Below are 25,444 nucleotides of genomic sequence, written 5' to 3'. Positions count from 1 at the left end.
GACCGCGTCCTGAACGCCGCCGGTCGGGTCTGCGGGGCCCTCGCGGGGTCAGGGCCTCGGCCGGGTCACCACTGCGGGGGCGCGGCCATGGAGCGGGCGAGGACGTCGTCGAGCAGCCGGGCGGTGGCCGGGACGTCCAGCTGGGAGTTGTCGATGATGGGCAGGCCCGAGCCGTACCAGCCGGCCATCCGGCCGTGGATCCGGGCGACCTCCTCGTCGGTGAGCCGCCGGTTCCCGGAGCGCTGGGCGTTGCGCTCGAGCACGACCTCCAGGCCGGGCAGCAGCACCACCGGCAGCAGGCCGGGGCCCACGTGCCGCTTCCAGCCGCCCAGCCCGACGACGGGCCGGTCGGGGAAGACGGCGTCGTCGATCACGCAGGAGATGCCGTTGGCGAGGAAGTTGCGGGCGGCGAAGCCGCAGGTGCGGCGGGCCAGGCGGTACTGGGTCTCGGACTGCTCGTTCCACCCGCTCTGCGGGTCGGCGAAGCCCGCGCGCACCCATTCGCGGACGTCGTCCAGGCTGACGTGGGCGGTGGGCACCCTGCGGTGACCGGCCCAGTACTTGGCGACGCTGGTCTTGCCCGCTCCGGCGGGGCCGATCAGCAGCACCGCGAGGGTCGCCGTCCGGGGGTCGGGCGGGACCGGGGCCGGCGGCGCCGGGTGATGGACCCCGCCCTGGGCCAGGGGGACCCCCGGCGCGTGCACCGGGCCCCCCGGGGGCAACGGGACCTGCCCGGTCGCCTCCGGCGCCTGCCCCGCCCAGGCGGTCCGCCCGGGCCCGTGGGGCGGCGGCAGTTCGGACCCCACCGCGTGCTGCATCCCCTGCCACTCCGTCTCGTGATGGTCTCGCGTCGGTCGTGCCGACCGTACCGGCCGTCGGAACGGTACCGCCCCGCGCCGTCTGGTGGGGAACGGGCGGGGCGGCCGGAAAGTGCCCTGCGGCGGTGCGGGGCCGAGGCCCGCTACTCGGCGACCTCGCCGTAGGCGGCGAGCAGCACCGCCGGGTCGGGGCCCTCCAGCACGGTGGGGCGGGCCAGGCCGTCCAGGACGATGAAGCGCAGCAGGTCGCCGCGGGACTTCTTGTCGACCTTCATGTTCTCCAGCAGCTTGGGCCACTGGTCGTAGCGGTAGGTCAGCGGCAGGCCGAGCGAGCGCAGGACCTCGGTGTGCCGGTCGGCGGTGGCGTCGTCGAGCCGCCCGGCGACCCGGCCGAGCTCGGCGGCGAAGCGCATGCCGACGGCCACGGCCGCGCCGTGGCGCCACTTGTAGCGCTCGTTCTTCTCGATGGCGTGGGCCAGGGTGTGGCCGTAGTTGAGGATCTCCCGCAGGCCCGACTCCTTGAGGTCGGAGGAGACCACCTCGGCCTTGACCCGGATGGCGCGCTCGATCAGCTCGGCGGTGTGCGGGCCCTCGGGGCTGCGCGCGGCCTCGGGGTCGCCCTCGATGAGGTCGAGGATGACCGGGTCGGCGATGAAGCCGGCCTTGACGATCTCGGCGAGTCCGGAGACGTAGTCGTGCACCCCCAGCGAGTCCAGCGCGGCCAGGTCGCACAGGACGCCGGCCGGCGGGTGGAAGGCGCCGACCAGGTTCTTGCCCTCGGCGGTGTTGATGCCGGTCTTGCCGCCGACGGCCGCGTCCACCATGGCGAGCACGGTGGTGGGGACGGCGATCCAGCGCACGCCGCGCAGCCAGGTGGCGGCGACGAAGCCGGCGAGGTCCGTGGTGGCGCCGCCGCCGACGCCGACGATGACGTCGGTGCGGGTGAAGCCGGTCTGGCCCAGCGCCTTCCAGCAGTAGGCGGCGACCTCGGCGGTCTTGGCCTCCTCGGCGTTGGGCACCTGGATCGCGACGGCCTCGTAGCCCTGCTCGGCCAGGTCGGCGCGGAGCGCGTCCCCGGTGTCGGCGAGGGCCTCCGGGTGGATCACCGCGACGCGCTTGGCCTTGTCGCCGACCAGGCCGCCGAGCTCGCCGAGGAGCTGCCGGCCGACCAGGACCTCGTAGGGATCGGTGCCCGCCGTCCCGGCGACCTCGATCCGGGTCACGGCCTCGCTGGTGCTCATGCTTCGTCCTCGTTCTTGCGGAGTTCGGTTGCGTCGAGGACCGCCTCGGCGACTTCTTCGGGCGTGCGCCCGTCGGTGGCGACCACCACGCGGGCGACCTCGGTGTACAGGTGGCGGCGGGCCTCCATCAGCTCGCGCCACTGCTTGCGCGGGTTGACCGTCAGCAGCGGGCGGGCGACGTTCAGTCCGGTGCGCCGGACGGCCTCGTCGACGTCCATCGACAGGTAGACCACCGGGTGGGCGGCCAGCAGCGCCCGGGTGCCGGCGTCGAGGATCGCGCCGCCGCCGAGGGCGAGGACGCCGTCGTGCTCGGCGAGCGCGGCGGCGACGGCCGCCTTCTCCAGGGCGCGGAAGTGCTCCTCGCCGTCGTCGACGAAGATCTCCGAGATGGGGCGGCCCTCGGCGGCGACGATGTCGTCGTCGGTGTCCCGGTAGGCGACGCCCAGCCGGGCGGCGAGCAGGGCGCCCACGGTGGACTTGCCGACGCCCATCGGGCCGACCAGGACCAGCCGGGGCCCGGCGCCCGTTGGGGCCTCCTGGCCGGCCGGAGGTGCCGGGCTCATCGGACGGTCAGGCTGTCGAGGTACGAGCGGACGTTGCGGCGGGTCTCGGGGACGCTGTCGCCGCCGAACTTCTCCGCCACCGCGTCGGCCAGCACCAGCGCCACCATGGCCTCCGCGACGATGCCGGCCGCGGGGACGGCGCAGACGTCGGAGCGCTGGTGGTGGGCCTGCGCGGCCTCGCCGGTGGTGACGTCCACGGTGCGCAGGGCGCGCGGGACGGTGGCGATGGGCTTCATCGCGGCCCGCACCCGCAGCAGCTCACCGGTGGTCAGGCCGCCCTCGGTGCCGCCGGCGCGGCCGCTGGCGCGGCGGATGCCGTCCGCGGTGGGGAGGATCTCGTCGTGCGCCTGGGAGCCGGGCACGCGGGCCAGGTCGAAGCCGTCGCCGACCTCGACGCCCTTGATGGCCTGGATGCCCATCAGCGCGGCGGCCAGCCGGGCGTCCAGGCGGCGGTCCCAGTGCACGTGCGAGCCGAGGCCGACCGGCACGTCGTAGGCGAGCACCTCGACGACGCCGCCGAGGGTGTCGCCGTCCTTGTGGGCCTGGTCGATCTCGGCGACCATCCGCTTGGAGGTGTCCGCGTCGAGGCAGCGCACCGGGTCGGCGTCCAGCTTCCCGGTGTCCGCGGGGGTCGGGTACACGCCGTAGGGCGCCTTGGCGGCGGCCAGCTCGACCACGTGGGAGACGATCTCGATGCCGGCCGTCTCCTTGAGGTAGGAGCGGGCGACGGCGCCGAGCGCCACGCGGGCGGCGGTCTCACGGGCGGAGGCACGCTCGAGGATCGGGCGGGCCTCGTCGAAGCCGTACTTCTGCATGCCTGCCAGGTCGGCGTGGCCCGGGCGGGGGCGGGTCAGCGGCGCGTTGCGGGCGAGACCGGCGAGGATCTCCGGGTCGACCGGGTCGGCGGACATGACCTGTTCCCACTTGGGCCACTCGGTGTTGCCCACCATGATCGCGATCGGGGAGCCGAGGCTGAGGCCGTGGCGGACGCCGCCGAGGAAGGTGACCTCGTCGCGCTCGAACTTCATGCGCGCGCCGCGGCCGTAGCCGAGGCGACGGCGGGCGAGGTTGTCGGCCACCATCTCGGTGGTGACCGGCACGCCGGCCGGAAGTCCTTCCAGCGTCGCGACGAGTGCGGGTCCGTGGGACTCCCCCGCGGTCAGCCAGCGCAACCTGCTCAACGGTGCTCCTCCTGCTCGCGCCAGTGATCGGCGACGGCGCGCCCAGGTCCTGGCCAGGCCCGCCCTGCCCCCGATCCTCCCATGCCGGGGGTGACGCCCGGCCCACCGGTCCACCGGTCGGACATGGCGTCCCACGGGAGGAGACCGCCCGGGCGGGCGTCAGCGGGCGGCGAGCGCGCGTTCCCCGGCCTCGCGCATGGCGGCCAGCGGACCCGGGGAGCGGCCCGTCATCTGCTCGACCTGGAGGACCGCCTGGTGGACCAGGAGGTCCAGGCCGCCGACGACCGGGCCGCCGGCCGCGGACCAGCGGGCGGCCAGCGGGGTGGGCCACGGCTCGTAGAGGACGTCGAAGAGGGTGCCGGGCTGCGCGGGGACGGCCTCGGCGAGGGCGTCGGTGCTGCCGGCGGGGGTGGTGGCGATCACCAGCGGGGCGCGCAGGGCCTCGGCGGCGTCGTCCCACGGAGCGATACGGACGTCCGCGTTCAGGCGGGCGCCCCACTCGCGCATCTCGGCGGCGCGCGCCTCGCTGCGGACGTACACGGCGATCTCGCCGTCGCAGATCCGGGTCAGCGCGGCCAGCGCGGAGGAGGCGGTGGCGCCGGCGCCGAGGACGGCGGCGGTGTCCGTCCTCCCGACGCCGCGCTCGCGCAGGGCGGCGACCATCCCGGGGATGTCGGTGTTGTCGCCGACGCGGCGGCCGTCCTCGGTGAACACCACGGTGTTGACCGCCTCCACGGAGGCGGCGGTCGCGGTCACCGAGTCGAGCAGCGGGATGACCGCCCGCTTCAGCGGCATGGTCAGCGAGAGCCCGGCCCACTCCGGGCCCAGGCCCTCGACGAAGCCGGGCAGGGCGGCCTCGTCGATCTCGAACCGGTCGTAGCTCCAGCCGTCCAGGCCGAGGGCCGCGTAGGCGGCCCTGTGCAGCTCGGGCGAGAGGGAGTGGGCGATGGGCGAGCCGAGCACGGCGGCGCGGCGACCGTTACCGCTTCTGGCTCTCATTGAACTTTTCCTTCAGGACCAGGAAGTCGTCGTGGTTCTTGGCGAACTCGGTGTTGTTCATGCCGTCGGTGGCGACGAAGTAGATCCAGCCGTCGCTGGTCGGCTTCAGCGCGGCGTCCAGCGCCTCCTGACCGGGGTTGCCGATCGGCCCCGGCGGCAGGAACTTGTTCGTGTACGTGTTGTACGGGTCGCGGTTCGTCTGGATGTCCCGCTCGCTGATCTGGATCTGGCTCTGACCCATGGCGTAGTTGAACGTCGAGTCGAACTGGAGGTAGTTGTTCGTCTCGGTGTTGTCCGGGGCCAGCCGGTTGTAGACGACCTCGGCCATCTTGCGGAAGTCGTCGTGGGTCTTGCCCTCCGCCTGGACCAGGCTGGCCACCGTCACGACGTCCATGGGGCTCTCGAGGTCCAGCTTCTCGGCCGCGGCCTCGAGGTCCTGCTTCTCGTACGTCTCGACGGCCTTGGACACCATCTCCTTGAGGAGGTCCTCCGGCTTGGTGTCCTCGGACGCCGGATAGGTCGCCGGGAAGAGGAAGCCCTCGAGGGGATCCTTTATGTCCTTGTCGTCGTCGGCCCACTCGGGCAGGCCGAGGGTGTCGTACTTCTCCTCGGCGATCTTCCGCGTGGTGCCGGCCTTCAGCTTCAGCTTCTTGTCGACCGCCTTGTAGACGGCGACGTTGCGCATGCCCTCGGTGACGACGACGCCCTTCGCCCCGCTCTTCTTCGGGTCGAGGAGCCACTCCACGGCGGACTCGGCGGACATCTCCTTCTCCAGCTGGTACGCACCCGCCTGGAGGTCGCCGCCGTTCTCGGTGAGGGCGGCGACGAAGCCGTCGACGCTCTTGACGACGCCCTTCGCCTTGAGGATCTGACCGACCTGCGCGCCGGAGGAGCCGGGCGGAATGGTGATGGACACGGCCTGCCCGTTGCCGTCCCCCGAGTAGTCCGGGGCGGCGGCGAAACGTTCCTGGTAGAGGTAGTAGCCTCCGCCGACGACCAGCGAGCCGACCACCAGCAGGGCGATCAGGCAGCCGCCGCGGCCTCTGCGGCCCTCCTCGCGGTCGTCGCGGTCGCCGCCGCGCCCTCGCCGCTCGGAACGGCCGCCGCGCCCGCGGCCCTCGCGGGCCTGCCGCCGGTCGCGCGGGGCCTCGTCGTCGTCCTCGTCGTCCCGGCCGGTGAAGAAGGGGTGCTCCTCCTCCTGCGGCTCGGCGTCCCACTCGCCGGGGCCCTGGTCGTGGCCGGAGCCCTGCTGCTGGGGGTAGCCGCTCTGCCCGTAGCCGTCGTCGTACTGCTGCTGGTGCTGCTGGTGCGCCTGCGACTGCTGGTGTTGCTGCGCCTGCGGCTGCTGCTGCGCCTGCTGGTGCTGCTGGGCGTAGGGATCGTGCTGCGGCTGGCCGTACTGCTGGCCGGTGCCCCAGTCGCCGCCGTACTGCTGCTGACCGTCGCCGTACTGCTGCTGCTCGCCGCCGTACTGCTGGTGCTGCTGACCGTCGCCGTACTGCTGCTGGTGCTGCTGCCCGTAGCCGTCGCCGTACTGCTGCTGGTGCTGCTGCCCGTAGGGGTCGTGCTGCGGCTGGCCGCCGTAGGGGTCCTGCTGCCCGTGGGCGTGCTGCTGCCCCTGGGGGTACTGGCCCTCCCATCCGCCGTCCCCGTAGTACGGGTCACCCGGATGCCACGGTTCGGAGCCTTGGCCCCGGCCATACTCAGTCATCGATCCCCTAGAGCCGCGAGGCGGTGTCTCGGCCGGCGCCGGTCGGGCAGGGAGCCGCGCCGCCTCTCGTTACGCGACGGCATTCGAACGTGCGCCGCATCGCGCGGAACGTTACCGTACCGCGATCAGCCCGCCACCTCGACTGCTTCCCCTGGCGCAGCGCCGGACACCCGTTCGGACTCCAGTGCCTGCTGCAGGATGATCACGGCCGCGACCTGGTCGATCACGGAGCGTCCCTTCTTGGACCGCACGCCCGAGGCGCGCAGGCCCTGGCTCGCCGTGACCGTGGTCATCCGCTCGTCGACCAGCCGCACCGGGACGGGGGCGATCCGCGCGGCCAGCTCCTGCGTGAAGCCGCGCACCTTGGCGGCCGCGGGGCCCTCGCCGCCCTTGAGGGAGCGGGGAAGGCCGACCACGACCTCGATCGGCTCGTACTCCTCGACGAGCTGCGCGAGGCGCCGCTGTGCCGCCGGGACGTCCCGCCCGGGCACGGTCTCCACCGGTGTGGCGAGGATCCCGTCGGGGTCGCACGAGGCGACCCCGATCCGGGCGTCCCCGACGTCGACGGCCAGCCGGCGTCCTCTGCGCATGTGCTCGATTCCCTCTTCGGAGTTACTTGGCCGTGTCGGCCACGAGGCGCTCGACGGCGTCGACGGCCTCGCCGATGGCGGCCGGGTTCTGGCCGCCGCCCTGGGCGACGTCCGGCTTGCCGCCACCGCCGCCGCCGAGGGTCTTGGCGGCGACCCGGACCAGGTCACCGGCCTTGAGGCCGCGGTCGCGGGCGGCGTCGTTGGTGGCGATGACCGTCAGCGGCTTGCCGTTGACCGTGGTGAACAGGGCCACCACGGCGGCCCGGCCGCCCTGGATGCGGCCGCGCACGTCGAGGACCAGCTTGCGCAGGTCGTCGGCGGTGGTGCCGTCCGGCACCTGGCCGGTGACCAGGGCCACGCCGCGGACGTCCTTGGCGGACTCGGCGAGACCGGCGGCGGCCTGCAGCACCTTCTCGGCGCGGAACTTCTCGATCTCCTTCTCGGCGTCCTTCAGCTTGCCGAGCATGGCGGCGACCTTCTCCGGCAGCTCCTCCGAGCGGCCCTTGAGCAGCTCGGTGAGCTGGTTGACCACCGTGTGCTCACGGGCCAGGAAGTTGTACGCGTCGACGCCGACCAGGGCCTCGATGCGGCGCACGCCGGAGCCGATGGACGACTCGCCGAGCAGCTTCACCAGACCGAGCTGGGCGGTGGAGTGGACGTGGGTGCCGCCGCACAGCTCCTTGGAGAAGTCGCCGATGGTCACCACGCGGACCCGCTCGCCGTACTTCTCGCCGAACTCGGCGATGGCGCCCTGCTTCTTGGCCTCGTCGATGCTCATCACGTCGGCGCGCACGTCGAGGTCGCGGGAGAGCACCTCGTTGATCTTCTGCTCGACGTCGGTCATCACGGCCGTCGGCACGGCGGCCGGGGAGCCGAAGTCGAAGCGGAAGCGGCCCGGCTGGTTCTCCGAGCCGGCCTGGGCGGCCGTCGGGCCGAGCGCGTCGCGCAGGGCCTGGTGGGTGAGGTGGGTGGCCGAGTGGGCGCGGGCGATGGCGGTGCGGCGGCGGTGGTCGATCGAGGCCTCGGCCTTGGAGCCGAGGGTCACCTCGCCGACCTGGACGACGCCCTTGTGCACGTAGACGCCCGGCACCGGCTTCTGGCAGTCGCGGATCTCGATCACGGCGCCGGAGTCGGCCTTGATGCGGCCGGTGTCGCCGATCTGGCCGCCGCCCTCGGCGTAGAACGGGGTGCGGTCCAGGACGATCTCGACCTCGTCGCCCTCACGGGCGGCCGGGGAGGAGACGCCGTCGACCAGGATGCCGACGACGGTGGACTCGCCCTGGGTGTGGGTGTAGCCGATGAACTCGGTCTCGCCGGCGGCGTCGGCGATCTCGCGGTAGGCGCCGAGCGAGGCGTGGCCGGTCTTCTTGGCCTGGGCGTCGGCCTTGGCGCGCTCCCGCTGCTCCTTCATCAGGCGGCGGAAGCCGTCCTCGTCCACCGACAGGCCCTGTTCGGCGGCCATCTCGAGGGTGAGGTCGATCGGGAAGCCCCAGGTGTCGTGGAGCAGGAACGCCTTGTCGCCGGCGAGGACCTTGCCGCCGGCGGCCTTGGTCTCGGTGACGGCGGTGTCGAGGATGTTGGTGCCGGCCTTCAGCGTCTTGAGGAAGGCGTTCTCCTCGGCGAGGGCCACCTTCTCGATGCGCTCGCGGTCGGTGACCAGCTCGGGGTACTGCTGCCCCATCATCGCGATGACGACGTCGATGAGGTCCTTGACCACCGGGCCGGTGGCGCCGAGCAGGCGCATGTTGCGGATGGCGCGGCGCATGATGCGGCGCAGCACGTAGCCGCGGCCCTCGTTGCCGGGGGTGACGCCGTCGCCGATGAGCATCACCGAGGTGCGCATGTGGTCGGTGACCACGCGCAGCGAGACGTCGGAGGAGGCGGCGTCGCCGTAGCGGACGCCGGTCAGCTCGGTGGCCTTCTCGATGACGGCCATCGAGGTGTCGATCTCGTACATGTTCTGCACGCCCTGCAGGATCATGGCGAGCCGCTCGAGACCGAGACCGGTGTCGATGTTCTTGCTGGGCAGGTCACCGAGGATCCGGAAGTCGTCCTTGCCGGTGCCCTCGCCCCGCTCGAACTGCATGAAGACGAGGTTCCAGATCTCCACGTACCGCTCGTCGTTGACGGCCGGGCCGCCCTCGACGCCGAACTCGGGGCCGCGGTCGTAGTTGATCTCGGAGCAGGGGCCGCAGGGGCCGGGGACGCCCATGGACCAGAAGTTGTCCTTCTTGCCCAGGCGCTGGATCCGCTCGGCGGGCACGCCGACGACGTCGCGCCAGATCTGCTCGGCCTCGTCGTCGTCCTGGTAGACGGTGATCCAGAGCTTCTCGGGCTCGAGGCCGTAACCGCCCTTGTCCTGGGGGCTGGTGAGCAGCTCCCAGGCGAGCTTGATGGCGCCTTCCTTGAAGTAGTCGCCGAAGGAGAAGTTGCCGCACATCTGGAAGAACGTGCCGTGGCGGGTGGTCTTGCCGACCTCCTCGATGTCCGGCGTGCGCACGCACTTCTGCACGCTGGTGGCGCGCGGGTACGGCGGCTTGACCTCGCCCAGGAAGTAGGGCTTGAAGGGCACCATGCCGGCCGGGACGAGGAGCAGAGTCGGGTCGTCCGCGATGAGCGACGCCGAAGGGACGACGGTGTGCCCGCGCTCCTCGAAGAAGCTCAGCCAGCGGCGGCGGATCTCGGCCGACTCCATCAGTGGTCCTCATTCCGGTTGTACGAGTACGTGTCGACGTACTTCTCGTTGCTGCGGTGGGTGGTGCCATGGCGGTGGTCCACGGCGGCGACCGGCCGCACGGTGGTGCGCCCCGGCTCCAGGGCGGCCGGGCGGGGTCCGCCCTCGACGGAGGCGCGCAGTCCGAGCGCCTCGCCGAGTTCGGCCTCCCGCTGGGCCATGTTGTCGCGCACGTCGAGTGCGAAGTCCTTCAGCCGGTGGCCCGCCTCGAGCGCCTTGTTCGCCGCCTGCGCGGCGAGGCTCTCGGGGGTGAGCTGCTTCAGCTTGCGGTTGACCTTGGTGGTGGCCCACACGCCGGCGGCTGCGCCGGCGGAGAACCAGAAGGCTCGACGGAACATCGGTGGTTCAGTCCCTCTTCCGCTTCGTCCGGCTGGCCCGGCCCTCGGCCGGGAGGGTTCGGCCCACGATCACGGTGCGCCGGGGTTCGCGCGACGCCCCGGGTGCGGCGTCGCCCCGGCCGAGCGCGCGACGCACGCCGTAGCCGAACGCCGCGACCTTCACCAGGGGGCCGCCGAAGGTGGAGGCCACGGTCGTCGACAGCGCGGACGCGTTCGACGTGACCTCCTGGACGTCCGATGCGATGGCGTCGACCCGGTCGATCTGGGTCTGTGCGGAGCGCACGGCGTCGGAGGCGTCGGCGAGCAGCGGGACGGCCTGTTCGGTCACGTCCGCCACCAGCTTGGTCGTCGCCTTGAGCGTCTGGGCCAGTCTCGCCAGTGCGACGGCGAGGAAGGACACCAGGATGGCCCAGAAGACGGCCACCAGGATTCCGGCCACCTCTCCACCGGACACTGCGCACCCGCTCCCTGACATCGGAAAAGTCGTGCCCCGAGCCTATCGCGCCACGGACCGCGCCCTGTACCGGATTCCCGGCGCCACGGCCGGGGCGGGGCCCGGCCCGCGGGGGCGGACCGTGCCGGGGAACGGCGACGGCCCGCCGCCGTGCCGGGGAACGGCACGGCGGCGGGCCGAGGCGCGCGGTGGTACTACGTCGGCCGAAGGATCAGCGGGCGTAGTACTCGACGACGAGCTGCTCGTCGCAGATCACCGGGATCTCCTTGCGGTTCGGCTCACGGTCCAGGCGGAACGCCAGGGCCTTGAGGTTCACCTGCAGGTAGCGCGGGGTCTCGCCGTCGGGGGCGAAGCCACCCTCGCGGGCGACCTGGAACAGCGTCTTGTCCTTGGAGCGGTCGCGGACCTGCACGACGTCGTCCGGACGGACACGGAAGGACGGCTTGTCGACCTTCTGGCCGTTGACCTGGATGTGGCCGTGGACGACCATCTGGCGGGCCTGGTAGATCGTGCGGGCGATGCCCGAACGCAGGACCAGCGCGTCGAGACGGCGCTCGAGCTCGATGATCAGGGCCTCACCGGTCTTGCCCTGCACCTTGGAGGCACGCTCGTAGGCGCGGACGAGCTGGCGCTCGGACACGTCGTACTGCGCGCGCAGACGCTGCTTCTCGAGCAGACGGACCTTGTAGTCCGAGTTCTGCTTGCGGCCGCGGCCGTGCTCACCCGGCGGGTAGGGGCGGGCCTCGAAGTACTTGACGGCCTTCGGGGTCAGCGCGATGCCGAGGGCACGCGACTTCTTGACCTTGGGGCGGGACTGGTTCGCCATGGAACCGACACCTCATTGTTTCTGTGTGAATACGGCTTCACCAGGGTTAGGGGAGGTCGCAATCCGCAGCCCGGGAAACCCGTGGGCTCCGAGGAACCCGGCGGGCAGCCGCTCCCAGGTCTGGGCACATACGTGCAGCACGCGAGTGGCCCACCGACCGGTTCTCCGGGCGCGTGGACCGGAGGCGGTGGTGGGCTGCCCGCGACACCTTCGACGGTGCGCGACGCTCCTGGATCCCCACGCCTCGCGGCACGGGGTTCCGGCTGGATGTCCCGCCTGGTGGAGTCCGCCGGGGCGGACAACGGGACGCAGCACTTCGGGCAATGCTACAGGGGCCGCGGCGGTGCTCCGGACACGGGGCCGCCTGGGCCCGGAGCCGCCCCGGGCCCAGGCCCTCCGTCGGCATTCAAGCCCTCCGTCGGGATCCAGGCCCTCCGTCGGGATCCAGGCCCGCGCCGGTCCTCAGGACCGCCGGCGGCCGAGGTTCTTGCGGGTCCACTCCACGGCGTCGGCGTACCGCGCCTCGGCGCCGTGCCGGGTGGGCGCGTAGTACTCGCGGTCCTTGATCGCGTCCGGCGCGTACTGCTGGGCGGCGATGCCCTCGGGCAGGTCGTGCGGGTAGACGTACCCCTTGGCGTGCCCCAGCTTGGCGGCGCCCTGGTAGTGGCCGTCCCGCAGGTGCGTGGGCACCGGACCGGCCAGGCCCTTGCGGACGTCCTCCAGCGCGGCCCCGATCGCGGTCGTCGCGGCGTTGGACTTGGGGGCGAGGGCCAGCGCGATGGTGGCGTGGCTCAGCGTCAGCGCGGCCTCGGGGAAGCCGATCATGGCGACGGCCTGCGCGGCGGCCACCGCGATCGGCAGGGCGTTGGGGTCGGCCAGGCCGATGTCCTCGCTGGCGGAGATCATCAGCCGGCGGGCGATGAAGCGGGGGTCCTCCCCCGCGTCGATCATGCGGGCCAGGTAGTGCAGCGCGGCGTCGACGTCGGAGCCGCGGATGGACTTGATCAGCGCGCTGGCGACGTCGTAGTGCTGGTCGCCGTCCTTGTCGTAGCGGACGGCGGCACGGGCGACGGAGTCCTCCAGCGTCTCCAGCGTGATGGTGTCCTCGCCCTTGGCCAGCGCGGAGCCGGCGCCCGCCTCCAGGGCGGTCAGCGCGCGGCGGGCGTCGCCGCCGGCGATCCGCAGCAGGTGCTCCTCGGCGTCCTCGGGCAGTTCGACCGAGCCGCCGAGCCCGCGTTCGTCGCTCACCGCGCGGCGCAGCAGGCCGCGCAGGTCGTCGTCGGTGAGCGGCTCCAGGGTGAGCAGCAGGGAGCGGGAGAGCAGCGGCGAGATCACCGAGAAGTAGGGGTTCTCGGTGGTGGCGGCGATCAGCGTGACCCAGCGGTTCTCGACGGCGGGGAGCAGGGAGTCCTGCTGGGCCTTGCTGAAGCGGTGGATCTCGTCGAGGAAGAGGACGGTCTCCTTGCCGAAGCCTCCGGTGGCGCGGCGGGCGCCGTCGATGACCGCCCGGACCTCCTTGACGCCGGCGGTGATGGCGGAGAGCTCCACGAACCGCTTGTCGGTGGCCTTGGAGATGACGTACGCGAGGGTCGTCTTGCCGGTCCCGGGCGGACCCCAGAGGATCACCGAGGAGGGCCCGGCCGGGCCGGCGGCCCCCTCGCCGACGAGGCGGCGCAGCGGGGAGCCGGGCTTCAGCAGGTGCCGCTGGCCGACCACCTCGTCGACCGTGCGCGGACGCATCCGGACCGCCAGCGGACTGGCGGCCGGGTCCTTCTCCTGGCGTTCTTCGGCTGCGGCGGTGAACAGGTCGGGCTCCACACAAAAACCCTAAGCCACCGCTCCGACAGCGCCGGGCCCGGAGTCCGGGCCCGGGGCGTCAGGCCCAGAGGTTCGCGCCCCAGCGGGTCAGGATCAGGATGGCGATGATGCCGATGTGCACCACCGGAAGAGGCCAGGTGAACTCGGCCAGGAAGGTGCGCACGGCCTTGGGCGCGGGCAGGAATCCCTGCCGGACGTTGAAGGAGGTCACGTACCAGAACATGATGATCGTCACGGTCCAGGCGAGCATGCACCACAGGCAGAGCTTGTTGATCTCGTACAGGGACTGGATCATCAGCCAGGTGCAGAAGCCCACCCCGAAGAGCGTGCCGGCGTTGAAGGTGAGCCAGTACCAGCGGGGGAAGCGGGCGCCGGAGAGCACGCTCATGCCCACGCAGACGACGATGCCGTAGGTGACCAGCCCCAGCAGCGGGTTGGGGAAGCCGAAGGCCGCCGCCTGGTCGCTCGCCATGATGCTCTTGCAGGAGAAGATCGGATTGATGCCGCAGGCCGGCTCGTAGCCCGGGTCCTCGAGGATCCGGAACTTGTCCATGGTGATGATCCCGGAGGCGAAGACGCCGAGCAGGCCGGTGATCACCAGCAGCAGCCCGAAGCCCCGGCTGCCGCCTTCCCGGCGCGGGCCGTCCTCGCCGGTCCTGGGCGCCGGTACGTCCACTCTCGTCATGCTGCTCATCACACCGATCCCTTGTATGGCAGGGGCTGAAGAAGGGGCTGGGGCACGGCCAATTGTGCCGCAGTCTGACGCCTCGACCGTTCGACCGACATAAACAGGGCCCACCGGTGGTACCGGCGGGCCCCCGCACACGGGACACCTGGCCCAAGAGGGCACACCTGTGCGCATCGCACGGCGGCGCCGCGCGCACGGCGGTGCGGCGTCGTGCGGGACACGACGCCGCGTGCGACCGCCTCAGGCGGCCACGTGCCGCACGGTCCGGGTCCGGCGACGGCCGGTGAGCAGGTGGTCGGCGCTGAAGCGGCCGGCGCCCACGGCGGCGAGGGCCAGGGCCGCCGCCCCGAGCACCAGGACGAGTTCGTAGCCGCCCGCGTCGACGAAGAGGCCGTTGCCCGCGTGCACGAAGGCGAACGCGCCGATCATGTCGATCAGCAGCAGCACCCCCGCCGCGGGCACGGCGAGCCCGGCTATCAGCGCGGCGCCACCGGCGAGCTCCACGACGGCCGCGAACCACGCCGAAGCGGTCGCGGCGGGCACGCCCGCCTGGTCGAAGAAGGCGGCGGTGCCGTCGATGCCGTTGGTGAACAGCTTCTGCCAGCCGTGGGCGAGGAAGACGACGCCGACGGCGACGCGGGCGAGGAGGAGGGCGAGGTCACGGGCTGCGGCGGGGAAGGTCATGTCTGGTCCTGTCGTTGCTGTGGGGGCGCCGGGGGCCGGTACACGGCCGCCCCCGGCGCGGGCGAGGAAGTCGGCGCCGGGGTGGAACTCCCGGACGAGGCGCCGCGGGGGGTGCGGTCGGATCCGCGGGGACGGTCGGTCGACGACGGGCCGGTCGACGGCCGGTCGGTCGGTCGACGGCGGGTCAGTCGACGACGGCGAACCCGCCGGTCCAGGCGACCTTCTCGGCGGCCGCGAGGGTGAGCTGGAGGAAGCCGACCGCTTCCAGCTCGCGCGCCCGGCGCAGCGGCCCGGCGTCGAGGGCGCGCAGGCCGCCCGCGGTGACGATCGCGGTCAGCGCCGACTTGGCATCGGCGTCGTCCCCGGCGATCAGCACGGTGACGGGCCGTCCGCCGACAGCACCCGCGGCCAGGGTCGGCGCGAAGTTGGTGTTGAAGGCCTTCAGCACCCGGGAGTCCGGCAGCGCGTCGGCCAGCTCCGCGGCCGCCGAGCGGTCGGCCGGGACGACCAGGGAGTCGAAGGTCGCGAAGTCGACCGGGTTGGTGATGTCGACGACCACCTTGCCGGCGAGCTGCTCGCGCCGCTGCGCGACCACGTCGGCCAGCGCGGGGTACGGGACCGCCAGGACGACGATCTCCCCGGTGACCGGCTTGCCGGAATCCCCCGAGCCGAGCGACTCGACGGCGTGGCCGCCCTTGCGGGCGATGCCGGCGATGGCCGACCCCATGGTGCCGGTCCCGATGACGCTCACGTGTGCCATGACTTCCTCCTTGTGGAATGGTTGTAGCGACAATGGACGAACATCCCGTCCAGCAAACTTGTAGCTACAACCATTCCGGGTGGCGACGTGACCACGAACACACCTTGGCTCGACCGGCGGCAACTGCGGGCCTGGATACGCCTGCGCGCGATGCTGGAGCTGCTGCCTGGCACTCTCGACACCCAGCTGCGCCACGACGTCGACCTCACGGAGTTCGAGTACACCGCCCTGGCGATGCTCTCGGAGGCACCCGGTCGGACGATGCGCATGACCGGTCTGGCCCAGCGGACCAACGCCACCCTGCCCCGGCTGTCCCACGTGGTGGCGCGGCTGGAGAAGCGGGGGCTGGTGGAACGCTTCCCGTGCCCGGAGAACCGCAGGGCCACCAACGCCCGGCTCACCGAGGCGGGCTGGGCGAAGGTGCTGCAGGCGGCGCCGGGTCACGTCGCCACGGTCCGCCGGCACGTCATCGACGTGCTCACAGACGAGCAGTTGGACCAGCTCACGGCCATCGGTGACGCCGTCCTCGCCTCGCTGGACCCGTCCGGGAAGGGCGCGGTGTTCTACACGCACTACGACGACGAGCAGACCGGGCCGGCTTCCTGACCGGAAGACCGGAGGGTGCACGACGCTCCGTGCACGACGCTCCGTGCGCGTCCCCCGGCGGCGGGGAAGCCGGCCGCGGCCCGCGTCGCGGCCGGGGCGGACACGGCGACGGGGGCCCGCGCATGCCTGCGCGGGCCCCCGTGACGTCGACGCGTCGCTCGGCGGGTGTCAGCCGAGCCGGGCCTCCAGCTCGGCGATGATCTCGCCGACGCCGACCGCCGTCTGCTCGCCGGACTCCATGTCCTTCAGCTGGACGACGCCCTCGGCGAGGTCCCGCTCGCCGGCGACGACCGTGAAGCGCGCGCCGGAGCGGTGGGCGCTCTTCATGGCGCTCTTCAGCCCCTTGCCGCCGTAGCAGAAGTCCGCGGCGATCCCCACCTTGCGCAGCTCGGTGACCTTCGCGAACAGCAGCCGGCGCGCCTCCTCGCCCATCGGCACGGCGAACACGCTGGTGGTGGCGGGCAGGTCCAGCTCGACGCCCTCGGCCTCCAGGGCGAGCACGGTGCGGTCGACGCCGAGCGCCCAGCCCACCGACGGCAGCGCGGGGCCGCCGATCATCTCGGAGAGCCCGTCGTAGCGGCCGCCGCCGCCCACCGCGGACTGCGAGCCGAGGCCGTCGTGGACGAACTCGAAGGTGGTGCGGGTGTAGTAGTCCAGGCCGCGCACCAGCTTGGGGTCGTCCTCGAAGACGACGCCCGCGGCGGTGATCAGCTCGCGGACCTCCTCGTGGTAGGCCTTGCACGCCTCGCACAGGTGGTCCTCGAGCAGGGGTGCGCCGACGAGCTGCTTCTGCACGTCGGCCCGCTTGTCGTCGAGGACGCGCAGCGGGTTGATCTCGGCGCGGCGCAGCGTCTCCTCGTCGAGGTCCAGGCCGCGCAGGAAGTCCTGCAGCGCCGCCCGGTAGGCGGGGCGGCATTCCTTGTCGCCGAGGCTGTTGAGCAGGATGCGGAAGTTCCGCAGGCCCAGCGAGCGGTACGCCTGGTCGGCGAGGATGATCAGCTCGGCGTCCAGCGCCGGGTCCTCCGCGCCGATCGCCTCGGCGCCCACCTGCGAGAAGTGGCGGTAGCGGCCCTTCTGGGGGCGCTCGTAGCGGTAGTAGGAGCCCGAGTACCAGAGCTTCACCGGGAGGTTGCCGGCCTTGTGGAGGTTGGCCTCCAGCGCGGCCCGCAGCACCGAGGCGGTGCCCTCCGGGCGCAGCGCGAGCTCGCTGCCGCCCTTGGTGGTGAGCGTGTACATCTCCTTGGTGACGATGTCGGTGGACTCGCCGACACCGCGGGCGAACAGCTCGACGCTCTCGAAGCCGGGCGTCTCGATGTAGCCGTAACCGGAGTTGCGCAGCGGGGCCGAGATCGCGTCGCGGACCGCCAGGAAGCGGGCGGAGTTCGGCGGGATCAGGTCGTAGGTGCCTTTGGGGGCCTTGAAAGTGCTCACGGGTGTTCTCTCGTCACATTCCTCGTCGGGGGGCGCGGAAGCCCTCCGGGGCGGCGGCCACCTGCCGCAGATAGGGGTTGGTGGCGCGCTCCTGGCCGATGGTCGTCTGGGGGCCGTGGCCGGACAGGACGACGGTGGAGTCGTCCAGCGGCAGGCACACGCGGGCGAGCGACGCGAGCATGTCGTCCATGTCGCCGCCCGGCAGGTCGGTCCGTCCGATGGAGCCGGCGAACAGCAGGTCCCCGGAGAAGAACACGGACGGGACGTCCGCGCTCTCGGGCATCCTGAAGGCCACCGACCCCTTGGTATGGCCGGGTGCGTGCGCCACGGAGAACTCGAGGCCGGCGAGTTCCAGCGCGGAGCCGTCGGTCAGCTCCTTGACGTCGTCGGGTTCCCCGACGGTCAGCTCACCCATGAGCGGCATCCCGATGGACCGGCCGAGCGCCTTCTCGGGGTCGCTCATCATGTACCGGTCCGCCGGGTGGATCCAGGCGGGCACGTCGTGGGCGCCGCACACCGGGACGACCGAGGCGACGTGGTCGATGTGTCCATGGGTGAGGACGACCGCGACGGGCTTGAGCCGATGCTTCCTGAGCGTCTCCTCGACTCCCTGGGCGGCCTGGTGGCCGGGGTCGATGATCACGCATTCCTCGCCGGCTCCGGGGGCGACGAGATAACAGTTCGTCCCCCAGGCACCGGCCGGGAACCCGGCAATGAGCACGATCGTCCCTCGTTGTGTCGATACGGGCGGGCGGCTATCCGGCCAACCCTGGCCTCCGCAGCCTACCGGCGCTGCCGAATCATCGGCGAACCCATATACGGTACGGGGCACACGTACGCGGTCGGCTCAGGAGGCCCGCGCGGCCCGGTCGACGCACGATTCGCACGAGGAGTGAGACCCGGTGGTCAGCCAGGAACAGCGGCGGCGTCAGCTCGCCCGGGAGAAGTTCTTGCGCCAGCAGCAGCGGCGCACCGAGACCCGCCGCAAGGCGCGCATTCGGAACGCGGTGGTCGCGTCGGTCCTCGGCGTGGTCCTGGTCGGCAGCGTCGCGCTGTACACCACGGGCACCCTGCGGGAGGACGGCGAGAACACGGCGGCGAGCGCGGAGGCCTCGCCGAGCGCCAAGCCGAGCAAGGCGCCGGACCCCTGCGAGAAGCCCGAGGCGGGCAAGGTCGAGAAGCTGAGCTTCGACAAGGAGCCGGCCCTCGACCTCGACAAGTCGGCGAAGTACACGATGACGCTGGACACCACGTGCGGCGAGATCCCGGTCGCGCTGGACGCCGCCGGCGCGCCGCACACCGTGAACTCCTTCAAGTTCCTGGCCGGCAAGGGGTACTTCGACCACACGAAGTGCCACCGTCTGACCACCCAGGGCATCTACGTGCTGCAGTGCGGCGACCCGACGGCCTCCGGTTCCGGCGGCCCGGGCTACGAACTCAAGGACGAGAACCTGAAGTCGGACGCCCTGAAGAAGGACACGTACCCGACGGGCACGGTCGCCATGGCCAACGCCGGTCCGAACACCAACGGCAGCCAGTTCTTCCTCGTCTACAAGGACAGCCCGCTGCCGCCGAACTACACCCCCTTCGGCAAGCTCGACGAGAAGGGCCTGGCCGTCCTGGAGAAGATCGCCAAGGCCGGTGAGAGCACCGGCATGGGGGACGGCGCCCCCAACGCGACGGTGGTCATCGACAAGGCGACCGTCACCGCGTCCTGATGTCAGCGGCCTGTCTGCCGTGACCGCCATGACCACCGCGTGGGCCGATATTCGGTCGCGCGGAATGCGGACAGGCCACCCGCCGGTCGCCTATGTTGACCGGTGACGAAACTGTGGAGGATGCCCGGGGCCACGAACCCCCCGCGGCATCATGTGGAGGAGGCGCTGTGAGCAGCGACCCGTGGGGCCGCGTCGACGAGACGGGGACCGTGTACGTGCGTACGGCCGACGGCGAGAGGGTCGTCGGCTCCTGGCAGGCCGGCTCCCCCGACGAGGCGTTGGCCTACTTCGAGCGCAAGTACGAGGGCCTGGTTGTCGAGATCGGCCTCCTCGAGCGGAGGGTGCGGACCACCGACCTCGCCGCGAAGGACGCCCTGGCCGCCGTCGAGCACCTGCGCGAGCAGGTGGACGCCCACCACGCGGTGGGCGACCTGGACGCGCTGCGGGCGCGTCTGGACAAGCTCGTGGCGACGGTCGAGTCGCGTCGGGAGGAGCGCAAGGCGCAGCGGGCCAAGCAGTCCGAGGAGGCTCGCCAGGCCAAGGAGGCGCTGGTCACCGAGGCCGAGGAGCTGGCGCAGTCCGAGCAGTGGCGGTCGGCCGGCGAGCGGCTGCGCGCGCTGGTGGACACCTGGAAGGGGCTGCCGCGGCTGGACCGCAAGTCCGACGACGAGCTGTGGCACCGCTTCTCGCACGCCCGCAGCGCGTTCTCCAAGCGCCGCAAGGCCCACTTCGCGCAGCTGGACGCGCAGCGCGAGGACGCCCGCAAGGTCAAGGAGCGCCTGGTCGCCGAGGCCGAGTCGCTGTCCGGGTCGACCGACTGGGGTCCGACGGCCGCCCGCTACCGCGAGCTGATGACCGAGTGGAAGGCGGCGGGCCGCGCCCAGCGCGAGCACGAGGACGAGCTGTGGAACCGCTTCCGCGGCGCCCAGGACGTCTTCTTCGCCGCCCGCGGCTCGGTCTTCGCCGAGCGGGACGCCGAGCAGGCGGAGAACCTGAAGCTGAAGGAGGAGCTGGCCGGGGAGGCCGAGCAGCTCCTGCCGGTCACCGACCTCAGGTCGGCGCGCGCCGCCTTCCGTTCGATCAACGAGCGGTGGGAGGCCGTCGGTCACGTCCCGCGCGACGCCCGGCCGAAGGTCGAGGGCCGGATGCACGCGGTGGAGCGGGCGATCCAGGAGGCCGAGGAGGCCGAGTGGCGCCGCACCAACCCGGAGGCGCGGGCGCGTGCCGCGGGTCTGACCGGTCAGCTGCAGGCCGCCGTGGACAAGCTCGAGGGCCAGATCGAGCAGGCCCGCGCGCAGGGCAACACCGCCCGGGCGGAGAAGCTCGAGCGTGAGCTGGAGGGCCGCCGTGCCCTGCTGGACCAAGCCCTGAAGGGCCTCCAGGAGTTCGGCGGCTGAGCGTCGCCCTCCTGCCCCGAAGCCCCCGGCCGCCGTGCGGCCGGGGGCTTCGCCGTGCGCGCCCCCGCGGCGGGGGGCGCGGTGGGCCGGCGGTGGGTCAGCGGGTCTGCCGGGCCGAGGTGACGCGGTAGACGTCGTAGACGCCCTCCACGCCCCGCACGGCCTTCAGCACGTGGCCCAGGTGCTTGGGGTCGCCCATCTCGAAGGTGAACCGCGAGGTGGCCACCCGGTCGCGCGAGGTCTGCACCGCGGCCGACAGGATGTTGACGTGCTGGTCGGACAGGACGCGGGTCACGTCGGACAGGAGCCGGGAGCGGTCCAGTGCCTCGACCTGGATGGCGACCAGGAACACCGAGGACTGGGTGGGCGCCCACTCCACCTCGAGCATCCGCTCGGGCTCGCGGGAGAGCGAGTCGACGTTGACGCAGTCGGTGCGGTGCACCGAGACGCCGCTGCCGCGGGTCACGAAGCCGATGATCGGGTCGCCGGGCACGGGCGTGCAGCACCGGGCCAGCTTGACCCACACGTCGTCGACGCCCTTGACGACCACGCCCGGGTCGGCGCTGGAGCGCCGCTTGCGGGTGCGGGCCGGCGGGACGCTCTCGTCGACCTCCTCGCTGGCCGCCTCCTCGCCGCCCATCGCTTGGACCAGCTTCTGCACGACGTTCTGCGCGGCCACGTGGCCCTCGCCGATCGCGGCGTACAGCGAGGAGATGTCGGGGTAGCGCATCTCGTGCGCGATGGTGACCAGGGAGTCGCCGGTGAGGATCCGCTGGATCGGCAGGTTCTGCTTGCGCATGGCCCGCGCGATGGCGTCCTTGCCGTGCTCGATCGCCTCGTCGCGGCGCTCCTTGGAGAACCAGGCGCGGATCTTGTTGCGGGCGCGCGGCGACTTGACGAAGCCCAGCCAGTCGCGGGACGGGCCGGCGTTGTCGGCCTTGGAGGTGAAGACCTCGACGGTGTCGCCGTTGTCCAGGGTCGACTCCAGGGGCACCAGGCGGCCGTTGACGCGGGCGCCGATGGTGCGGTCGCCGACCTCGGTGTGGACGGCGTAGGCGAAGTCGACCGGCGTCGCCCCGGCGGGCAGCGCTATCACGTCGCCCTTGGGGGTGAAGACGAAGACCTCGTTGCGCGACAGGTCGAAGCGCAGCGAGTCCAGGAACTCCCCGGGGTCCTCGGTCTCCTTCTGCCAGTCCAGGAGCTGGCGCAGCCAGGCCATGTCGTTGACGGCGTCCTTGTCCTTGCCGGAGCCGCCGGAGCGCGGGGCGTCGGTGCGGACCTTGGAGGCGCCGGCCACGGCCTCCTGCTTGTACTTCCAGTGCGCGGCGATGCCGTACTCGGCGCGGCGGTGCATGTCGAAGGTGCGGATCTGCAGCTCGACCGGCTTGCCGCCGGGGCCGATGACCGTCGTGTGCAGCGACTGGTACATGTTGAACTTGGGCATCGCGATGTAGTCCTTGAACCGGCCGGGGACCGGGTTCCACCGCGCGTGCACCGTGCCGAGGGCCGCGTAGCAGTCGCGGACGGTGTCCACCAGGACGCGGATGCCGACCAGGTCGTAGATCTCCGCGAAGTCGCGGCCGCGGACGATCATCTTCTGGTAGACGCTGTAGTAGTGCTTCGGGCGCCCGGTGACGGTCGCCTTGATGCGGGCGGCCCGCAGGTCGGCCTGGACCTCGTCGATGACCGTGGCGAGGTACTCGTCGCGCTTGGGGGCGCGCTCGGCGACCAGGCGGACGATCTCGTCGTACATCTTGGGGTAGAGGATCGCGAAGGCGAGGTCCTCCAGCTCCCACTTGATGGTGTTCATGCCCAGCCGGTGGGCCAGCGGGGCGTAGATCTCGAGGGTCTCGCGGGCCTTCTTCTCCTGCTTCTCCCGCTTGAGGTAGCGCATGGTGCGCATGTTGTGCAGGCGGTCCGCGAGCTTGATCACCAGGACCCGGGGGTCCTTGGCCATCGCGACGACCATCTTGCGCACCGTCTCGGCCTGCGCGGCCTCGCCGAACTTGACCTTGTCCAGCTTGGTCACGCCGTCGACCAGCAGGGCCACGGTGTCGCCGAAGTCCTGGCGCAGCTGCTCCAGGCCGTACTCGGTGTCCTCGACGGTGTCGTGGAGCAGGCCGGCCATCAGCGTCGCCGGGTCCATGCCGAGCTCGGCGAGGATGGTGGTGACGGCGAGCGGGTGGGTGATGTACGGGTCGCCGCTCTTGCGCTTCTGGCCGCGGTGCCAGCGTTCGGCGACCTGGTAGGCCTTCTCGATCTGGCGGAGCGTGGACGACTCGATCTTCGGGTCGTTGCCGCGCACTATCCGCAGCAGCGGCTCCAGGACCGGGTTGTACGCGCTGGAGCGCTGCACGCCGAGGCGGGCGAGGCGGGCGCGGACGCGGCTGGAGGAGCCGGAGCGCGGGCCGGCGCCGCTCGCGGCGGCGCCCGCCGGTCCGCCGGTGCGGGTCGAGGGCCTGGGCCGCGTCTCCTCGGCCGGCGCCGCGGGCGTCTGCTCCCGGTCGCGGGCGGGTGCCGCGGGGGCGGCGGACTCCTCGCGGATGTCCTGTGCGTCCGTGTCCGGCGCTGGGCTCGCCGCGTCGTCCTTCGCCCGCTCGGGCTGGGCGGCGGTCAGTGACTGGGCCTCGTCTGGCAAGAGGACTCCTCGGGCGCGGTCCGGGTCACCCGGTCGGGCCCCGGAGATCCCATGGTAGCGAGCGTTCCCCCTCCGACGCCCCTCAGCCTGCCGGGCGGCCGGTTTCCCGGGCGTGGGGCGGCCCGGAGGGGAAAGCGCCGGACCCCGGGCACGAGGGCCCGGGGTCCGGTGGGGTGGAGCGGGGTGGCCGAGAGGTCAGACGACGAGGAGCGCCGTGAGCGGGGCGCCGGCCAGGGCCGGCTCCAGGCGGGCGCGGCCCCGCAGGAAGGCGAGCTCCATGAGGACCGCGAGACCCGCGACCTCGGCTCCCGCCCTGCGGACCAGTTGCACGGAGGCCTCCGCCGTGCCGCCGGTGGCGAGCACGTCGTCGACGACCAGCACCCGGTCCTCGGGGGCCAGGTCCTCCGCGTGCACCTCGATCTCCGCCGATCCGTACTCCAGGTCGTACGCCTGGCTCAGCGTCGCGCCCGGCAGCTTGCCGGCCTTGCGGACCGGGACGAACCCGATCCCGGCCCGCACCGCCGCCGGCGCGCCGAGGATGAAGCCGCGGGCCTCCAGGCCCACGATCTTCGTCGCCCCGGTGCGCACCGCGATGTCCGCCAGCGCGTCGGTGAGCGCGCCGAAGGCGGCGGGGTCCGCGAGCAGCGGCGTGATGTCCTTGAACTTCACGCCGGGCTCGGGGTAGTCCTCGACCTCGCGGATGCGGCTGAGCAGCAGCGCCTGGATGTCGGTCACGGCGTCATCGCCTCTTTCCGGAGGCGCGGCCGCTGCGGCCGGCCCGCGGGCCCACCACGGCGGGGCCGGAGCCCTCCGGGTCGTCCGCGGTCCCGGCGCCCGCGGCGGCCACCGCGGTCGCGCCCTCGCCGGCCTGCGCCCGCTTGGCGAGCACCCGGCGGCGCAGCGCCTTCATCTCCGGCTCGCGCTCCTTGAGGTCGGCGACCAGCGGGGTGGCGATGAAGATCGACGAGTACGCGCCGGCCGCGAGGCCGACGAAGATCGACAGGGAGATGTCGTTCAGCATGCCGGCGCCCAGCACGCCACCGCCGATGAACAGCAGGCCCGCCACCGGCAGCAGCGCCACCACGGTGGTGTTGATGGACCGGACGAGCGTGCCGTTGATCGAGCGGTTGGCGACGTCCCGGTACGTCCAGCGGGTCTGCTTGGTGATCCCGTTCGTCCCCTCCTTGAGGCTGTCGAAGACGACGACCGTGTCGTAGAGGGAGTAACCGAGGATGGTCAGCAGACCGATGACCGTGCCGGGGGTGACCTCGAAGCCCACCAGGGCGTAGATGCCGACGGTGATCGTGATGTCGTGGATCAGGGCCACCAGGGCGGCCAGGGCCATGCGCCACTCGAAGGCGATGGCGAGGTAGATCACCACGAGGACCATGAAGATCGCCAGGCCCTGCCAGGCCTTGTTGGCGATCTGCTCGCCCCAGCTCGGGCCGACCAGCTCGGCGTTGATCTCCTCGGAGTCGACCTTCAGCTTGTCGGCGAGCTCCGTCTTGATCGCGTCGGACTTGTCGGTGTCGATGCCCGCGACCTGGATGCGCATGCCGCCGGTGCCCAGGCCCTGGACGATCGCGTCGTGGCCGGACGCCTCCTCGGCGTAGGACTCCGCCTGGGAGACCGAGACGCCGGTCTTCGGGGTCGTGAAGACGGCTCCGCCCTGGAACTCGATGCCCATGTGCAGGCCGCGGCCGAACAAGCCGGCGATCGCCAGGATCGTGATCAGGATGGAGACGCCGTACCAGATCTTGCGCTTGCCGACGAAGTCGTAGCCGACCTCACCGCGGTGGAGCCGGGCGCCGAGGGTGCCGAGTTTCGACATCTCAGGCCTCCTTGGGTTCGACGAGGGAGGAGGGACGACGGGTGCGGCGCAGCGGGGGCTGCACACCCAGGCGCTTCGGGTCCAGGCCGGACCAGGGGTGACCGCTGGAGAAGAACTTGGTGCGGGCCAGCAGCGTCATCAGCGGCTTGGTGAAGAGGAACACCACGACGACGTCGAGCAGGGTGGTCAGGCCGAGGGTGAACGCGAAGCCCTGCACCTTGCCGACCGTCACCACGAAGAGGACCGCGGCGGCGAGGAACGAGACGAAGTCCGAGACCAGGACGGTGCGCCGGGCGCGGGGCCAGGCCCGCTCGACGGCCGGGCGCAGGGTGCGCCCGTCGCGGATCTCGTCGCGGATGCGTTCGAAGTACACGATGAACGAGTCCGCGGTGATGCCGATCGCGACGATCGCGCCGCA

24 protein-coding genes are annotated in these 25,444 nt (G+C 72.2%); 3 read left to right on the top strand and 21 right to left on the bottom strand.

All coding sequences use genetic code 11. From position 1 onward, the window contains the following. Window positions 1-65 precede the first annotated feature (65 nt). From Sfr03f_RS28375 to Sfr03f_RS28305, 15 genes are all read right to left on the bottom strand, one after another. Complete coding sequence (locus Sfr03f_RS28375) at window positions 66-818, bottom strand: AAA family ATPase (protein WP_108957074.1); 753 nt, start codon at window positions 816-818, stop codon at window positions 66-68. A 143-nt stretch (window positions 819-961) separates the two neighbouring features. Next, the gene (aroB, locus tag Sfr03f_RS28370; RefSeq protein WP_108957073.1) at window positions 962-2,059 is read right to left on the bottom strand and encodes a 3-dehydroquinate synthase; all 1,098 of its coding nucleotides are present in this window, start codon (window positions 2,057-2,059) and stop codon (window positions 962-964) included. Further along, window positions 2,056-2,622 (bottom strand): shikimate kinase, encoded by a 567-nt coding sequence (locus Sfr03f_RS28365; protein WP_108957072.1) that lies wholly within the window; start codon window positions 2,620-2,622, stop codon window positions 2,056-2,058. Before Sfr03f_RS28365 ends, aroB begins: the two co-directional genes overlap by 4 nt. Beyond that, window positions 2,619-3,803, bottom strand: a complete 1,185-nt coding sequence (aroC, locus tag Sfr03f_RS28360) for a chorismate synthase (RefSeq protein ID WP_108957071.1) — start codon at window positions 3,801-3,803, stop codon at window positions 2,619-2,621. The genes Sfr03f_RS28365 and aroC overlap by 4 nt, the downstream gene beginning before the upstream one ends. A gap of 159 nt (window positions 3,804-3,962) precedes the next feature. Beyond that, complete coding sequence (locus Sfr03f_RS28355) at window positions 3,963-4,802, bottom strand: shikimate dehydrogenase (protein ID WP_108957070.1); 840 nt, start codon at window positions 4,800-4,802, stop codon at window positions 3,963-3,965. Then, entirely contained in the window at window positions 4,783-6,513 is a 1,731-nt protein-coding gene (gene mltG / locus Sfr03f_RS28350; RefSeq protein ID WP_108957069.1) for an endolytic transglycosylase MltG, read from the bottom strand. Before mltG ends, Sfr03f_RS28355 begins: the two co-directional genes overlap by 20 nt. 125 nt (window positions 6,514-6,638) lie before the next feature. Continuing rightward, window positions 6,639-7,103, bottom strand: coding sequence for a Holliday junction resolvase RuvX (gene ruvX, locus Sfr03f_RS28345; RefSeq protein WP_108957068.1), 465 nt, complete (start codon window positions 7,101-7,103; stop codon window positions 6,639-6,641). A 22-nt stretch (window positions 7,104-7,125) separates the two neighbouring features. After that, window positions 7,126-9,798: an alanine--tRNA ligase gene (alaS, locus tag Sfr03f_RS28340; protein WP_108957067.1), complete on the bottom strand. Its 2,673-nt coding sequence runs from the start codon at window positions 9,796-9,798 to the stop codon at window positions 7,126-7,128. Further along, window positions 9,798-10,175: a hypothetical protein gene (locus Sfr03f_RS28335; RefSeq protein WP_108957066.1), complete on the bottom strand. Its 378-nt coding sequence runs from the start codon at window positions 10,173-10,175 to the stop codon at window positions 9,798-9,800. The genes alaS and Sfr03f_RS28335 overlap by 1 nt, the downstream gene beginning before the upstream one ends. Window positions 10,176-10,182: 7 nt before the next feature. After that, the gene (locus tag Sfr03f_RS28330; RefSeq protein ID WP_170145175.1) at window positions 10,183-10,629 is read right to left on the bottom strand and encodes a DUF948 domain-containing protein; all 447 of its coding nucleotides are present in this window, start codon (window positions 10,627-10,629) and stop codon (window positions 10,183-10,185) included. A 211-nt stretch (window positions 10,630-10,840) separates the two neighbouring features. After that, window positions 10,841-11,455: a 30S ribosomal protein S4 gene (rpsD, locus tag Sfr03f_RS28325; protein ID WP_108957064.1), complete on the bottom strand. Its 615-nt coding sequence runs from the start codon at window positions 11,453-11,455 to the stop codon at window positions 10,841-10,843. 462 nt (window positions 11,456-11,917) lie between these two features. Next, window positions 11,918-13,273, bottom strand: a complete 1,356-nt coding sequence (locus Sfr03f_RS28320; protein ID WP_108957063.1) for a replication-associated recombination protein A — start codon at window positions 13,271-13,273, stop codon at window positions 11,918-11,920. A 58-nt stretch (window positions 13,274-13,331) separates the two neighbouring features. After that, on the bottom strand, window positions 13,332-13,967 hold the full coding sequence (locus tag Sfr03f_RS28315; RefSeq protein WP_108957062.1) for a vitamin K epoxide reductase family protein: 636 nt from the start codon (window positions 13,965-13,967) through the stop codon (window positions 13,332-13,334). Window positions 13,968-14,201: 234 nt separating this feature from the next. Next, a complete protein-coding gene (locus tag Sfr03f_RS28310) occupies window positions 14,202-14,645 on the bottom strand; it encodes a DoxX family protein (protein ID WP_108957061.1) in 444 nt (147 codons plus the stop codon). A 184-nt stretch (window positions 14,646-14,829) separates the two neighbouring features. Beyond that, a complete protein-coding gene (locus tag Sfr03f_RS28305) occupies window positions 14,830-15,405 on the bottom strand; it encodes an NADPH-dependent F420 reductase (RefSeq protein WP_108957060.1) in 576 nt (191 codons plus the stop codon). 87 nt (window positions 15,406-15,492) lie between these two features. Between Sfr03f_RS28305 and Sfr03f_RS28300 the strand changes: the two genes are divergently transcribed. Next, entirely contained in the window at window positions 15,493-16,011 is a 519-nt protein-coding gene (locus Sfr03f_RS28300) for a MarR family winged helix-turn-helix transcriptional regulator (protein WP_218028189.1), read from the top strand. Between the two features lie 168 nt (window positions 16,012-16,179). Here the strand turns inward: Sfr03f_RS28300 and hisS are convergent, their stop codons facing one another. Together hisS and Sfr03f_RS28290 are read right to left on the bottom strand one after the other, a co-directional pair. Then, window positions 16,180-17,442 (bottom strand): histidine--tRNA ligase, encoded by a 1,263-nt coding sequence (gene hisS, locus Sfr03f_RS28295; protein WP_108957058.1) that lies wholly within the window; start codon window positions 17,440-17,442, stop codon window positions 16,180-16,182. Between the two features lie 13 nt (window positions 17,443-17,455). Then, window positions 17,456-18,163 carry an MBL fold metallo-hydrolase gene (locus tag Sfr03f_RS28290; RefSeq protein WP_108957057.1) on the bottom strand — a complete coding sequence of 236 codons (708 nt, stop codon included), beginning with the start codon at window positions 18,161-18,163 and terminating at the stop codon, window positions 17,456-17,458. Between the two features lie 181 nt (window positions 18,164-18,344). Here Sfr03f_RS28290 and Sfr03f_RS28285 point away from each other — a divergent pair, with 181 nt between their 5' ends. Next, window positions 18,345-19,160 (top strand): peptidylprolyl isomerase, encoded by an 816-nt coding sequence (locus Sfr03f_RS28285; RefSeq protein ID WP_108957056.1) that lies wholly within the window; start codon window positions 18,345-18,347, stop codon window positions 19,158-19,160. A 167-nt stretch (window positions 19,161-19,327) separates the two neighbouring features. Next, window positions 19,328-20,557 (top strand): DUF349 domain-containing protein, encoded by a 1,230-nt coding sequence (locus tag Sfr03f_RS28280; protein ID WP_108957055.1) that lies wholly within the window; start codon window positions 19,328-19,330, stop codon window positions 20,555-20,557. A 97-nt stretch (window positions 20,558-20,654) separates the two neighbouring features. Here the strand turns inward: Sfr03f_RS28280 and Sfr03f_RS28275 are convergent, their stop codons facing one another. From Sfr03f_RS28275 to Sfr03f_RS28260, 4 genes are all read right to left on the bottom strand, one after another. Further along, entirely contained in the window at window positions 20,655-23,195 is a 2,541-nt protein-coding gene (locus Sfr03f_RS28275; protein ID WP_108957054.1) for a RelA/SpoT family protein, read from the bottom strand. Window positions 23,196-23,390: 195 nt separating this feature from the next. Beyond that, window positions 23,391-23,930 carry an adenine phosphoribosyltransferase gene (locus Sfr03f_RS28270; RefSeq protein ID WP_108957053.1) on the bottom strand — a complete coding sequence of 180 codons (540 nt, stop codon included), beginning with the start codon at window positions 23,928-23,930 and terminating at the stop codon, window positions 23,391-23,393. Window positions 23,931-23,934: 4 nt separating this feature from the next. After that, window positions 23,935-25,026: a protein translocase subunit SecF gene (gene secF, locus Sfr03f_RS28265; RefSeq protein ID WP_108957052.1), complete on the bottom strand. Its 1,092-nt coding sequence runs from the start codon at window positions 25,024-25,026 to the stop codon at window positions 23,935-23,937. A 1-nt stretch (window position 25,027) separates the two neighbouring features. Then, window positions 25,028-25,444: MMPL family transporter (locus tag Sfr03f_RS28260; protein ID WP_159105750.1), on the bottom strand; the 417-nt coding region annotated here is incomplete at its 5' end.

Source organism: Streptomyces fragilis, assembly GCF_003112515.1.
Taxonomy (GTDB): Bacteria; Actinomycetota; Actinomycetes; order Streptomycetales; family Streptomycetaceae; genus Streptomyces; species Streptomyces fragilis.
Note: the sequence above shows the minus strand (reverse complement) of the source record. Positions and strands in the feature narration are given on the sequence as shown.

Coding starts and splice junctions, on each gene's coding strand:
- Sfr03f_RS28375 (WP_108957074.1), bottom strand. CDS start 818: ATGCAGCACGCGGTGGGGTCCGAACTGCCGCCGCCCCACGGGCCCGGG.
- aroB (WP_108957073.1), bottom strand. CDS start 2,059: ATGAGCACCAGCGAGGCCGTGACCCGGATCGAGGTCGCCGGGACGGCG.
- Sfr03f_RS28365 (WP_108957072.1), bottom strand. CDS start 2,622: ATGAGCCCGGCACCTCCGGCCGGCCAGGAGGCCCCAACGGGCGCCGGG.
- Sfr03f_RS28355 (WP_108957070.1), bottom strand. CDS start 4,802: ATGAGAGCCAGAAGCGGTAACGGTCGCCGCGCCGCCGTGCTCGGCTCG.
- mltG (WP_108957069.1), bottom strand. CDS start 6,513: ATGACTGAGTATGGCCGGGGCCAAGGCTCCGAACCGTGGCATCCGGGT.
- ruvX (WP_108957068.1), bottom strand. CDS start 7,103: ATGCGCAGAGGACGCCGGCTGGCCGTCGACGTCGGGGACGCCCGGATC.
- alaS (WP_108957067.1), bottom strand. CDS start 9,798: ATGGAGTCGGCCGAGATCCGCCGCCGCTGGCTGAGCTTCTTCGAGGAG.
- Sfr03f_RS28335 (WP_108957066.1), bottom strand. CDS start 10,175: ATGTTCCGTCGAGCCTTCTGGTTCTCCGCCGGCGCAGCCGCCGGCGTG.
- rpsD (WP_108957064.1), bottom strand. CDS start 11,455: ATGGCGAACCAGTCCCGCCCCAAGGTCAAGAAGTCGCGTGCCCTCGGC.
- Sfr03f_RS28315 (WP_108957062.1), bottom strand. CDS start 13,967: ATGAGCAGCATGACGAGAGTGGACGTACCGGCGCCCAGGACCGGCGAG.
- Sfr03f_RS28310 (WP_108957061.1), bottom strand. CDS start 14,645: ATGACCTTCCCCGCCGCAGCCCGTGACCTCGCCCTCCTCCTCGCCCGC.
- Sfr03f_RS28305 (WP_108957060.1), bottom strand. CDS start 15,405: ATGGCACACGTGAGCGTCATCGGGACCGGCACCATGGGGTCGGCCATC.
- secF (WP_108957052.1), bottom strand. CDS start 25,026: ATGTCGAAACTCGGCACCCTCGGCGCCCGGCTCCACCGCGGTGAGGTC.